Below are 12,648 nucleotides of genomic sequence, written 5' to 3' on the forward strand. Positions count from 1 at the left end.
CCGCCTAAAGAGGGAAATCGTCAAAATGTGCTGGCACGTTTTGACAAGATTTCCCAAGGCGCGCGAATAAAGCTCGCCTGCGCGCGGACAAAGAACGGGGGTAGAGGCGGCCAGTGGAAATGCGCAAGCATTTCCCGTCCACGGGACGTGGGGCCCGCGCGGCCCGAGCGCAGTACCCTCCTGTTGGCGAAGACGCGCGCCACGCCTAAAGAAGCGATTCAATCATTTTGGCGGTGAGCCGAAATAGAATGAATCGCGCAAGGCGCGCGAAAAAAGAGTTGGGCTGAGGCGGTTAAGCGATACGCAGTATCGCTCCGTCCCGCCGGGGTCACCCGGACGCCGCCCGCGCAGGGCAGTTCCGTCCAGCTCAAAGCTCGACCGCGCGCCCTGCCTCAAGAAGCGATTCAACTATTTCGGCGATGAGCCGAAATAGAATGAATCGCGCAGGCGCGCGAAACAGAGAATAAGGTAGAGGCGGTCGGTAAATCACCCGAAGGGTGCGCCCGCCCGCTTAAAAGGGCATATTCTGCCGGTTGGCACTCGGCCAATCCGGCAAATTGCCGCGGGCGAAGTTTAGGAGTAGATATGTCCATCTTCCGAGTGCCGAGCGGCAGCGGCGGAGCGAAAGCGGAGCCGCAGTGAGGCTGACACGGGCCGAGAGCTGGGCTTTGCTTTGGGCTATGCTTGTTCTTCAGGCGGGAAAACCGGATACGGTTTTCCCGCCGCGTTGGGCTGAGTATGAGGCAGTGCTTTGGGCTGTGGGTTGGGCTTTGTCTGTTCTTCGGGTGCAAAAACCGGTTATGGTTTTCGCACCGTGCTGGGCCGAGCTTTTGCGACCCTTTAGGGTCCCGCGGGCCGAAAGCCTCCCCCCGCGGGAGGCCCGCAACTTCGCGATGCTCGTTGAGTGCACCCGCAGGCTTCGACCCGCTTAAATCAAATGTGAATAGCGCGATTCGTAGAATCGCCGGGCTTGCGCGCTGGGCCTTCGGCCCACCCTCGGAGCGCGCAGCCCGAAACCGAAAGAATCGGGGCGGTGAGTTAGGCTGAGCTCTTGCGACCCTTTGGGTCGCGCAGTCCGCCGCTAGAGGCGAGCTGCTATAGGCTGCGAGCGAATAGCGCGATTCCAAGAGGAATCGCCGTCCTCGGCAAGGGCGACGCTTTAGCGGCGCGTGGGGGGCGCGCCGAGGACGAATCCGATAGACTTGGGCGGTGAATGGCGTTGCTCTTGCGGCTCATTGAGCCGCGCAGTTCGCCGCTACCCCATGCGGCGGACTGCAACTCGACGGGGCTCGTTGCTGCTCTCCGCTGGCGGCGAACTTAGGCTAAGAATGAAATAGCGCCTAAGGACGAACTTTACAGAATGGGGATGAGTTTCTTGCGACCCTATGGGTCGCCCGGGTGTCTGACCGCATTGGAGTTGTACGTACCGGCCAGTCTTCGCGTTCCGCACGGCACGCAAGCTGCAAATCCGAATAGAAAAATGGATAGAACCCCGGGTTTTAAGTCCCAATCGGTTTCGTCGAAAACTCTCTGCCCCGTTTATTCCGAGAGGCAACGCAACTGAATACTGCGGCCACGGCTGTATGTGTGATCGGTATAGAGAAATTGCATGCCGAAATCCAAAAATATGCCGTTAAGTTCGCTTGTTGCAGACGACCAATTGTAACCGTAGCTGCCGACGCCAGCTGGTATGCCATCTGCATGACGGCGGTAGCCCGGGGCGGGCCGCGTGACTCGCAAAATCTGAATGGGAAAGCCGTGCCCAAGCCCGGGTTCTAAGTCCCAATCGGCTCCGTCGAAAGCTCTTCTGCCCGTTTATTCCGAGAGGCAACGCAACAGAAAACCGTTGCCGCGAGTGTACGCACTCGAAGGATCCATGATCGTCGCACTGAACAACAAACGCCAAGCGCCCGTGCTGCCGTCGGGCACCGACGCCGACCAGACCGTACCCTCGCCGCCGACGCCGCTCAGCGCGCCCGAAGCGTAGCTGCGGAAGCCCGGGGCCGCGAAATCCATCCTCCCCACCCAAAAGGAGATCGAAAGCCGCGCGAATCTCCCGGAAATTCAGTAGCTTTGTGACATGGCGAAGAAAAGAAGACTCCTTCTCTTTCGGGGCGATAAACCCTTGTGGATTATCGTCGCATCGCTTTTTCTCGTATCCCTCCTCGTCGTCTACTCCGCCACTGCCGCCATGGCCTACCGCGAAGTCGACGGAAACACCTCCTACTACCTCTTCCGCCAGGCACGATTCATCATGATCGGCTTCTTCGTCATCATCGTCGTGCACTGGATCGACTACAAATACTACGCCCGCTACGCCAGAGCCCTCTTTCGTCTCAGCGTCATCCTCGTCATGCTCGCCTATGTGATCGGCGTCTCCTTCAACGAAGCCGCCCGCTGGCTGCGAATCCCCTTTCTCGGCTTCACCTTCCAGCCTTCGGAGCTTCTTAAAGTGACCTTGGTGCTGGTCGTCGCCCAGCAACTCGGGATTCGGCAACGCGTGATCGCACAAATCCCTATTTTGCCCCCATTGACACCCGGCGGGTGGGGCCGAAATCCTCAACGCAGCTTCGATATCTGGTATAAAACCACCCGGCCTCTGATCCTGCCCATCGTGGTCGCCACCCTGGTCGTTCTGCCCTCCAACTTCTCCACCGCCGCCATCTTGTGGGTGACCTGTATGATTATGCTGATGATCGGTCGCGTGCGGCAGAGCGAACTCAACCGTCTGACCCTCTTTGCTATAGTAGCCGGCGGCCTCTTGATCGGCACCATGTATCTGGCCGGCGTCGGCCGGGCCGAAACCTGGGCCAACCGTCTGATCCAGTTCGTCGCCCCCGGCGAGACCGTCGCCGACACCAAACAAGTCAGCCAGGACCGCTATCAGATCGAACAGGCCGAGATCGCCATCGCCTCCGGCGGCGTCTTCGGCAAAGGGCCCGGGAACAGTACCCAGCGCTCGCAGCTGCCCCACCCGTACTCCGACTTCGCCTATGCCTTCATCGTCGAAGAGTACGGCATCGTCGGCGGCATCATCGTCTTTGTTTTGTACCTTTGGATATTCTACCGCGCCGGGCTGATCGTGCGGCGGTGCAGCCGGCCGTCTCAGGGGCTGATGGTGCTCGGTCTGAGCCTGATCGTCACCATGCAGGCCTTCGTGAACATGGCCGTTTCGGTCGGCTTGATGCCCGTGACCGGCCAGCCCCTGCCCTTGATCAGCCTCGGGGGCTCGTCCGTTTTTTTCACCTGCGTGGCGATGGGGATGATCCTCGGCGTGAGCCGCGAAAGCGAGCGGGAACAGCAGGAGAACGAAGCCCGGCTGCGGAGAGAGGCGATTCTTGCCGCCGGCGGCGATCCGGACGACGAAGAGGCGGAACCCGAAACCGTTGCGGCGCCCAAGCGGCCGCTCGTCTTGGGGCGGCGGCGACAGGCGGATGCACACCCGGCGGCCTCCGCTTTCGACAGCGAGGACGAGGAGGACGATTTGGTGCTCGTCGACCGGGGCGACGGGAACGATTGGGACGACCGCTCCGTTGACGGACGTCGCGAGATTATCGATTTAATGGACGATGACGATGAATAACAGACCGTTACGCGTGATTATCAGCGCAGGAGGAACCGGCGGGCACATCTATCCGGCCGTGGCCGTGGCCGATGCGCTCCGGGCGGAGCTCGGCGAGGGAGGCGTCGAGATGCTTTTCGTGGGGGCCGAGGGGAAGATGGAGATGGAGCGGGTGCCGAAAGCGGGGTACGAGATCGTCGGGTTACCTGTGGCGGGATTGCAACGGCGGCCGTTGCTCTCGCGCGCCAATTTGGAACTGCCGTTCAAGGTGATGCGGAGTCTCGGTCGGGCGCGGCGGATCGTCCGGGAGTTTCGACCCGATGTGGCCGTCGGCTTCGGCGGGTATGCCAGCGGGCCGGTGCTGTGGGCGGCTCAGCGGAGGGGGATTCCGACCGTGATTCAGGAGCAGAACTCCTATGCGGGGTTGACCAACCGGCTGCTCGCGAAGCGGGCCAAGGCCGTGTGTGTGGCTTATGAGGGGATGGAACGCTTTTTCCCGGCAGCGAAACTGCGGTTTACCGGCAACCCTTTGCGCGACCGCTTTTCGGCCGTGGCAGAGCCTTCGGCGGAGGTGCGGGCCGAAGCGGCTGAATACTTCGGCTTTCCGGTCGACTCGGGGCGGAAGACCTTGCTCGTGGTGGGGGGTAGTCTCGGGACTCGGACGCTGAATCAGTGCATGCTGAAGGGGCTGGACACGTTTGCAGCGCATTCGAACGATGTACAGGTGATCTGGCAGAACGGAAAGTATTATGAACCGCAGATTGCAGCTGCCATTGCAGCGCGTGAGGGCGGACTGCCGGCGAATGTGTGGCGGGGGGCTTTCGTCGAGCGGATGGATCTGGCCTATGCCTTGGCCGACGTGGTGGTGGCGCGGGCTGGAGCCGGGACGGTGTCGGAGCTCGAACTCGTCGGGCGTCCGACGATTTTCGTCCCCTCGCCGAATGTGGCCGAGGATCACCAGACCAAAAATGCGCAGGCGTTGGTTTCGAAAGAGGCTGCCTGGATGGTGGCCGACGCGCTGGCTGAGGCGGAGGCCGTGCCGTTGGCTTTGGAGCTGTTGGCCGATGCCGGTCGGTGTGCGGAACGGGTGGCTAATCTGCGTCGGCTGGGGCGTCCCGGAGCGGCTGCCGAAGTGGCTAAGACAGTGATCGATATAGCAAATGAACGAAACGAAAAATAGCATCTATTTTGTCGGGATCGGCGGCATCGGGATGAGCGCGCTGGCCCGTTATTTCAGGCATGCGGGGTGGCTCGTGGCGGGTTACGACCGGACGCCGTCGCCGCTCACTGCGGCTCTTGAGGCGGAGGGGATCGCCGTGCACTACGAGGATTCGGTCGACCGGATTCCGGAGGCGTTCAGGGATCCGCTGAAGACACGGGTGATTTATACCCCAGCCGTGCCGGTCGACCATACTGAACTGTGCTGGTTCAGGACGCAGGGGTTCGAAGTGCTCAAACGGTCGCAGATGCTCGGCCTGCTGGGCGAGGGGCGGCGGGTGATGGCGGTGGCGGGGACGCACGGTAAGACCACGACCACGACGATGGTGGCCCACTTCAATGCGGTGGCGGCGGGCGAGGGATCGGCTTTTTTGGGCGGCCTGTCGAAGAATTTCGACTCGAATCTGGTGCTCGGCGCCGGGTTGCGGATGGCGGTCGAGGCCGACGAATTCGACCGCTCGTTTCTGCAACTCCATCCGCAGTCGGCCGTTATCACGTCGGTCGATCCCGACCATCTGGATATTTACGGCACTTATGAGGCGGTGCGCGAGGCTTTTGCGCAGTTCGCCGGACAGATCACGCCGGGCGGAACGCTTATTCTCAAAAAGGGGATTGAGTTGCCTGTGGAACGGGCCGATATCCGGCGGTACACGTACCATGTGACGGATTCCGGGGTGGATTTTCATGCCGAAAACCTCCGTGTCGACGGGGGAGGGTACTATACATTCGATTTGGTCTTTCCGGGTCGGCGGATCGAGCGTTGTCGGCTGGGGATTCCGGGTTTGGTGAATGTCGAAAACTGTGTGGCGGCGGCGGCGCTGGTGTGGAGCGAGGGTTTTGTCTCGGACGAGCGGATGCGCGAGGCGATTGCGACTTTCCGGGGGGTGCAGCGGCGGTTCGATTTCTGGGTCAATGATCCGTCGGTGGCGGGCGGGACGATCTATATGGACGATTATGCCCACCATCCGGCGGAGCTGCGGGCGATGTTGTCTTCGGTGCGGAAGATGTTTCCGGAGCGGGAGCTGACGGTGATTTTCCAGCCTCATCTTTACACCCGGACGCGTGATTTTGCGCCGGAGTTCGCCGAGGCATTGAGTTTGGCGGATCGGGTGTGGCTGTTGCCGATCTATCCGGCTCGAGAGCTGCCGATTCCGGGTGTGGCTTCGGAGATGATTTTGGACGGGATCACGACGCCTCGGAAGAGGTTGATTTCCAAGGAACGACTTTTGGAAGAGGTAGCGGCGTTGGCGACCGGGGGCGTGTTGGTGACAGCGGGGGCAGGCGATATCGACCGTTTTTGTGCCCCGGTGGCCGCGCTTGTGCAACGGAAGAACGGCGGGGTGGGGTAGGCGCGCGAGCGAAGGGTTGGGCCGAGGCTTTGCGCAGGCGGTCAGACCCGGCCAGAGCATCCCGTAGGGATGCGCTCTAAAGTTTTTTCGGTTCCTTTTGTTCACAAAAGGAACGGTTCTGTCCGGCACAGAGCTTGACGCGCGCCTCGCCTAAAGAAGCGATTCAACTATTTCGGCGGTGAGCCGAAATAGAATGAATCGCGCAGGCGCGCGAAACAGAGGGTTGAATGAAGGTTGCCAGTGGAAATGCGTAAGCATTTCCCGTCCACGGGACGTGGGGCCCGCGCGGCCCGAGCGCAGTTTTAGACGGGACAAAGCTCGACCGCGCGCGACCGCTGGAGTAGGAAATCATTCAAACGCGTGCTACGCGTTTGAATAAGATTTCCGCCAGCGCGCGGACAGAGAATGGAGGTAGAGGCGGCCTTTAATTATTCAAAGCAGCCGCGCGCCGCCGCCTACAGAGGGAAATCGTCAAAATGCGCTTGCGCGTTTTGACAAGATTTCCCAAGGCGCGCGAAAACGCGGCGGAGCGAAAGCGGAGCCGCAGTGAGGCGGACACGGGGCGGAGAACTGGGGCGAGCTTTGGGCTGGAATTTGGGGCGAGAGCGAGTAGCGCGATTCCAAGAGGAATCGCCGTCCTCGGCAAGGGCGACGCTTTAGCGGCGCGAGGGGGGGCGCGCCGAGGACGAATCCGACAGCCTTGGGCGGTGAATGGTCTGTGCTCTTGCGACCTTTAGGTCGCCGGCCCTGTCGCCCAGCGGCTTTGCCGCTCGGGGGAGTGGGCGACAGGCCGAAGTTCAGAAAATTGTGCGATGAATGGGTGCTGTGCTTCTGCGGCTCGTAGAGCCGCGCGGGCCGAAGCCTCCCGCCGCGGAGGGACGCACAGCGTCTTTTGCTGCCAGCCTCTACCTGAAGCGACGCAGGCTTCGACCCGCTCAGGCGATAAGGCTGAACTTGACAGAAAAGGCGTTGCTACTGCGACCCTTTAGGGTCGCGCAGTTCGCCGCCACCCCGAGCGGCGGGCTGCAACTCGTCGGGGCTCGTTGCACTCACCGCTGGCGGCGAACTTTCCGTGATGGGGCGTTGCTTTTGCGGCTCGCAGAGCCGCTCGGGCCGGCCGCCTGCCCACGGGCGGGACGCAACACGCCGCTCACGCAGCGAGAGTTGCTGTTCCTTCCGGGCGTCCGGCCTGTTTTAGCCAAGAGTGAATATTAAGGGTCGGAGCCAGCGTGGGCCGAACGAGCTCCGCGAAGTTGCGGCCCTACGCCTGGGGTGGCTCCGGCCCGGGCGGTTCTGCGAACCGCAGGGATGCAACTTATTAAATGCAGGGTTGGGTGGTCAGTTACTCAGGGTTGTTCCACTCCTTTGCCCACCGCGAGCGGCACCCCCGTTTATTCCGAGAGGCAACGCAACTGAAGACCGTGGCCACGATTACCCACACTGTTGGGACTGAGATGCTGTGCATAGAAGTCCAAAAACACCCCGTTCGTTCTACCGATAGCGGACGACCAGCTATACCCGCCGTTGCCGACCTTTACCGGCCCGCCCGAGTACGAGTCGCGGTAGCCCGGGGCGGACGCCAAAACACTCTGGAACCCTGTCCCTCGAAAAAACGCATACCCGCCGGGAGGAAACTTATCGAAAACCGATCGAAATGTCCTCGAAAAGACGGAAAATAGGACATATACTGCTGCTCGTGCTACTCATAGCCTACGGCATCGTAGCCGCCCGCTACTGCACCGTGCGCGAAAGGGAACTCAAATGCACTGGCATCGACATCGTCGTTCGCGACAGCGCCGAACTCGCCTTCGTCACCCCTGAAATCGTACGCAGATGGCTGGCCGACAGCTCTATACGCGTTATCGGCATGGGGTTGCGCGGCGTCGACGTCTATGCCATCGAACGTCTCGTCGAAGCCCACGAATTCGTCGCCTGGGCCGAAGCCTATACCGCCATCGACGGCCGGCTCCATATCACCCTCGGCCAGCGGAAACCTGTCATGCGCGTGGTGAGCGAATCCGGACACAACTTCTATGTGGATGACGACCTGGTGCTCCTTCCCTCCCAGAGCGACTATATCGCCGACGTGCCCGTGGTGAGCGGACGTCTGACCTTCGGTTTCCCGACCGACTATTTCGGTCGTTTGGATGAAAAAAAGTTCCCCGCAGAGCGGGAATTGTTGCATAATCTCCTTAACTTTGTCCGTCAGGTAGATACCGACCCGTTTTTGGACGCCCTGACCGCTCAGATCTACTACGACGGAAATGAGGTACGATTATTGCCACGCGTGGGACGTCAGGTGATCCGCTTCGGCGAAGTCGGCGACTCCGTTGCCGTCGCCCGGCGGCTCGGGAAACTCTCCCGGTTCTATCGCCGCTCCTTTGCCGACGGATGGTGGCGGTCGGCCACCGAAATCGACCTCCGCTTTCGGGGGCAGGTCGTGAGCAAAAATCCGGTGCCCGACCCTCCTCCCGGGACGGCGGAAGCGGGCGACTCCATCCGCCCGGCCGCACGTTAGGCCGCCGGCTTTCGCCGCAGGAGAGCGCATACCGAACGAACGAAGAGCACACACGAGATATATGGATAATAACGAATACGTTGCAGCGGTCGATCTGGGCACCACGAAAGTGGTGATGGCCGTCGGACGCAAAGCGGAAAAAAACAAGATCGAAATCGTCGCGCTCAAGGAGGTCGCCTCCAACGGCGTGATGAAAGGCGATCTGAAAAATATAGAGCAGGCTTCGCAAGTGCTGAGAGAGGTGAAAAACCGGCTCGAACAGGAACTTGGGATTATCGTGCGCGAAGCCTATGTGGGTGTTTCGGGGCAGCATATCCAGTGCAATCGGACACAGGGATACGTTACCGTGCAGAACATGACCGACGCCGGAGTGACCGAAGTAAGGCGCACGGACGTCGAACGGCTCATCGAAGACCAGCGCAACGCATCTTTGCCGGCGGGGAAAACCATCATCAGTATCCTGCCCCAGTCGTATATTCTGGACGGCGAAGACGACATCAGCGAACCCGTGGGGATGGAGGGGCGCAAGCTGGAGGCCAAGTTCAACGTCATTATCGGCGAAGAGACCGCTATCGAACGGATCAGACGGTGCTTTCAACGCGTGGGGCTCAATTTGGCCGGGATTGTCTTGCAGCCGCTCGCTTCGGCCGAAGCCGTGCTGAGCGACGACGAAAAGGAACTCGGAGTGGCCGTGGTGGATATCGGGGGGGGGACGACCGATATCTGCGTGTATTATGATAAAGTGATCCGGCATCTGGCCGTGATTCCGATCGGCGGGAATATCATCAATAAAGATATTCGCGCCTACGGGATTTTGGAGCGGTACGTCGAAAAACTCAAGACCTCGTTCGGCGAGGCCGTGGCCGAGCGGACGCCGGGCGACAAGTACATCAATATCCCCAGCGTCAACGGGCAGGCGCCGAAAGAGATCGCCGTGAAGACCCTGGCCGGGATTATCGAAGCCCGGATGTACGACATCATCGACTATGTGAAGATCGAGATCGAACGGTGCGGATTCAAGGGACGGTTGGGGGCAGGGATCGTGCTGACCGGCGGGGGAGCCAATTTGAAAAACCTCGACCTCCTCTTCAAAATGCACACCGGGATGGACGTGCGGATCGCTCAGCCGGTTACCTACGTGGCGGCGGACTCGGTGGAACTCGTTTCGGCGCCGAAATACTCCACTTTGACCGGGATCGTCCTCGATGCCGTGCGGAAAGGAAACTATACCGAGATCGATGCCGCCGAACCGGCGCAGGCGGCGGGAGAGCCTCAAAACGCGGGAGCTGCGGCGGGAGACGAGAACTATTACCATACGCCGGCCGGACAACAGAACGGGCGGGCGATGGCTTCGGGGAATACGGCTGTTGCGGGGGGAGGGTATGACTCTTCTTATACGCCTGAGGCCGACTCCTATGAGGGGGGACAGCAGGAAGGGGGATATGAACCGGATTCGTACGGGATGGACGGCGACGAGGAGTACCTGGACGACTATCCGGAAGAGGAGTTGCGCCTCCGGAGACCTAAACTCTCCGAACGCGTGAAACGTTGGTTCGGCGGAATGTTCACCGACGAAGAGGTCGACGACGACGACAGTTATTGATACCGATTTTATCACCAGCAGGCAAAATGGTTGAATTCGTAGATATAGAACCGGTCAGCTCGTCCATTATCATGGTCGTGGGGGTTGGCGGCGGGGGGAGCAATGCCGTGAACCACATGTACAAACTCGGGATTACGGACGTCTCGTTCATGGTCTGCAACACCGACCGGCAGGCCTTGGGACGGAGCCCGATTCCCACCCAGATCCGCCTCGGAGAGACCCTCACCGAGGGGCTGGGGGCGGGGAATAAACCCGAACGCGGACGCGCTGCTGCCGAAGAGAGCATCGAAGAGATTCGGGAAGTCTTTCGCGAGAAGAACATCAAGATGGTCTTCGTCACCGCCGGGATGGGCGGCGGGACAGGGACAGGCGCTGCGCCGGTGATTGCCAAGGCGGCGAAGGAGATGGGGATATTGACCGTCGCCATCGTTACCATTCCGTTCAAGACCGAAGGACGGCGCCGGATTTTGCAGGCGATCGACGGGATCGAAGAGATCAGACACAATGTAGACTCGTTGCTCGTGGTGAACAACGAGAATATCCATGAAATTTACGGCGAACTCACCTTATCCGAGGCTTTCGGCAAAGCGGACGATATTCTGGCTACCGCAGCGAAGAGTATCGCCGAGATCATCACCCAGGAATATCGCGTCAACGTCGACTTTGCCGACGTGCAGACCGTCATGAAAGACAGCGGCATCGCCTTGATGGGCTCTGCGCGCGGAAGCGGCGAAAATCGTGCCAGAGAGGTGGCCGAAGCGGCTATGAGCTCGCCCCTGCTCAACCACAAAGATATTTCGGGCGCCAAGAACGTCCTCCTGAATATCACCTCCGGCAACAAAGAGGTCACCTTGACCGAGACCTATCAGATCACCCAGTTCATGCAGGAGCGGACGGGGAACGACAACTCCACCGACCTGATCTGGGGGGCCGGCACCGATGAATCTTTGGGCGACGACATCCGGATCACCGTGATCGCCACCGGGTTCGACATCGACAGCATTCCGGCCATTCGCGAACGGTATGCCGAAGTCGTGGGGCGCGATCCGAACGCCCGTCGGAACGGTATGGGGACGGGTCGGCCTTTGGCCGGACAGAACGAAGGGCCCAAGCGGGAGACCATCTCGCTGATCGATCAGGAGGGCGGTGCCGGTTTTTCCGGGCGGGCAGACAAGAAAGCCAAGGCGGGATCGGGAGACGAGGGAGACGATTTTTCCGTCGTGACCCATGACCGGGGCGAACCGCAGTTCGCGGCGAGCCATACCGCTTATGACCGTCCTTCGGTGTCGATCGCAGAGCGGGAGCGCGAAATGGTGGCCGAAGAGCGGCAACCGGTGGTCGACGCGCCGATGACGGAAACGCCGATTGCAGCGGTAGAGCCTGTGCCGGCGCCTGTGCCGGTGGTTGAGGTTACCCCTCCGGTTCAGGTGGTGCAGGCCGTGGAGACCGTGGTGGAGCCTGTTGCTCCGGAACCGCAGCGGGCGGACGATGACGATATCACCGCATTGACAGAGGAACAGATCGAAAATATTCCCGCCTACATTCGTCGTCGGATGAAGATTTACGCCGGTGGGGCTCCGGCGGGGGGGAAGGTGTCGCGTGAGACGTTGAAAAACGAGGGCGGTTCGGGCGGTTCTCATTCGCGCGGCGGAGGGGCTGCGGATGGGGGACACCATTTGTTCGATTGATTTTCGGACACGGTGTTGGAAAATCCGGAAATTTTGCACACCTTTGCACCGCATTCGGCAGAAGAGGGCTTTCCTCTTCGAATGCAATGCCGATCGTCGTTTGATGAACGACTTCCTTTCGGGCGGATACCAGAGTGGCCAAATGGGGCAGACTGTAAATCTGCTGTCTTCGACTTCGGTGGTTCGAATCCATCTCCGCCCACAAAAAAGTTTATCATCCGGCAAGCCGTTCAGCCGTCAGGCTCTGGTTTGCAGACAGTCCCGCCGCAAGCTCGCTTGCAAGGCGAGGACTGGCGGAAAACCAGAAATGAACGCAGTTCATGAGGTTGCCGGCGATAGAGTTTTATTGTAGGGGTCCCGCCGGGAGGCAATGGATCACGCACGCCAGTGACGTAATCCTCTCTGCCGCACGAAAAAAGATGGAGGTAATGGATCATTAGTGACGTAATCCATCTCAGGGGTAAACGGAGGCAATGATCACGGCGCACCAGCGACGTAATCCTCTCCGCAAAATGAAAGAGGTCACGTATTAAAAACGACGTCATCCTCCTCGCCTAACATCGGCAAAAGAAAGCAAACGATAAAATCTCCGGAAGATTTGTTCGTAACCGGAAAAACGCTATCTTTGCAGCGTTGAAAAAATAAGCGGAAGTAGCTCAGTTGGTAGAGCATCAGCTTCCCAAGCTGAGGGTCGCGAGTTCGAACCTCGT

At 60.2% G+C, this 12,648-nt stretch carries 8 protein-coding genes and 1 tRNA gene; 7 read left to right on the forward strand and 2 right to left on the reverse strand.

Annotated elements, in window-relative coordinates:
- Positions 1-1,815 precede the first annotated feature (1,815 nt).
- Positions 1,816-2,025, reverse strand: coding sequence for a hypothetical protein (locus Q9S52_RS06985; RefSeq protein ID WP_304708612.1), 210 nt, complete (start codon positions 2,023-2,025; stop codon positions 1,816-1,818).
- 55 nt (positions 2,026-2,080) lie between these two features.
- On the opposite strand from Q9S52_RS06985, the gene Q9S52_RS06990 reads away from it, so the two are divergent.
- Genes Q9S52_RS06990 through murC form a run of 3 tightly spaced genes read left to right on the forward strand, consistent with a single transcriptional unit; the run spans position 2,081 to position 6,129 of the window.
- A complete protein-coding gene (locus Q9S52_RS06990; RefSeq protein ID WP_304708613.1) occupies positions 2,081-3,583 on the forward strand; it encodes an FtsW/RodA/SpoVE family cell cycle protein in 1,503 nt (500 codons plus the stop codon).
- Positions 3,576-4,742, forward strand: a complete 1,167-nt coding sequence (gene murG / locus Q9S52_RS06995; RefSeq protein WP_304708614.1) for an undecaprenyldiphospho-muramoylpentapeptide beta-N-acetylglucosaminyltransferase — start codon at positions 3,576-3,578, stop codon at positions 4,740-4,742. The genes Q9S52_RS06990 and murG overlap by 8 nt, the downstream gene beginning before the upstream one ends.
- Positions 4,723-6,129, forward strand: a complete 1,407-nt coding sequence (gene murC / locus Q9S52_RS07000) for a UDP-N-acetylmuramate--L-alanine ligase (RefSeq protein ID WP_304708615.1) — start codon at positions 4,723-4,725, stop codon at positions 6,127-6,129. Before murG ends, murC begins: the two co-directional genes overlap by 20 nt.
- Before the next feature lie 1,391 nt (positions 6,130-7,520).
- Here the strand turns inward: murC and Q9S52_RS07005 are convergent.
- Positions 7,521-7,712: a hypothetical protein gene (locus tag Q9S52_RS07005; RefSeq protein ID WP_297832063.1), complete on the reverse strand. Its 192-nt coding sequence runs from the start codon at positions 7,710-7,712 to the stop codon at positions 7,521-7,523.
- 71 nt (positions 7,713-7,783) lie between these two features.
- Between Q9S52_RS07005 and Q9S52_RS07010 the strand changes: the two genes are divergently transcribed.
- The 4 genes from Q9S52_RS07010 to Q9S52_RS07025 all read left to right on the forward strand — a co-directional run bounded on the left by Q9S52_RS07010 (position 7,784) and on the right by Q9S52_RS07025 (position 12,140).
- On the forward strand, positions 7,784-8,647 hold the full coding sequence (locus Q9S52_RS07010) for a cell division protein FtsQ/DivIB (protein ID WP_304708616.1): 864 nt from the start codon (positions 7,784-7,786) through the stop codon (positions 8,645-8,647).
- A gap of 61 nt (positions 8,648-8,708) precedes the next feature.
- Positions 8,709-10,250 carry a cell division protein FtsA gene (gene ftsA / locus Q9S52_RS07015; RefSeq protein ID WP_300727271.1) on the forward strand — a complete coding sequence of 514 codons (1,542 nt, stop codon included), beginning with the start codon at positions 8,709-8,711 and terminating at the stop codon, positions 10,248-10,250.
- Between the two features lie 26 nt (positions 10,251-10,276).
- On the forward strand, positions 10,277-11,938 hold the full coding sequence (gene ftsZ, locus Q9S52_RS07020; RefSeq protein WP_304708617.1) for a cell division protein FtsZ: 1,662 nt from the start codon (positions 10,277-10,279) through the stop codon (positions 11,936-11,938).
- A gap of 120 nt (positions 11,939-12,058) precedes the next feature.
- Positions 12,059-12,140 (forward strand) — tRNA-Tyr (locus Q9S52_RS07025).
- The last annotated feature ends 508 nt before the right edge of the window (positions 12,141-12,648 follow it).

This window comes from uncultured Rikenella sp. (assembly GCF_948810725.1).
Lineage (GTDB): Bacteria > Bacteroidota > Bacteroidia > Bacteroidales > Rikenellaceae > Rikenella.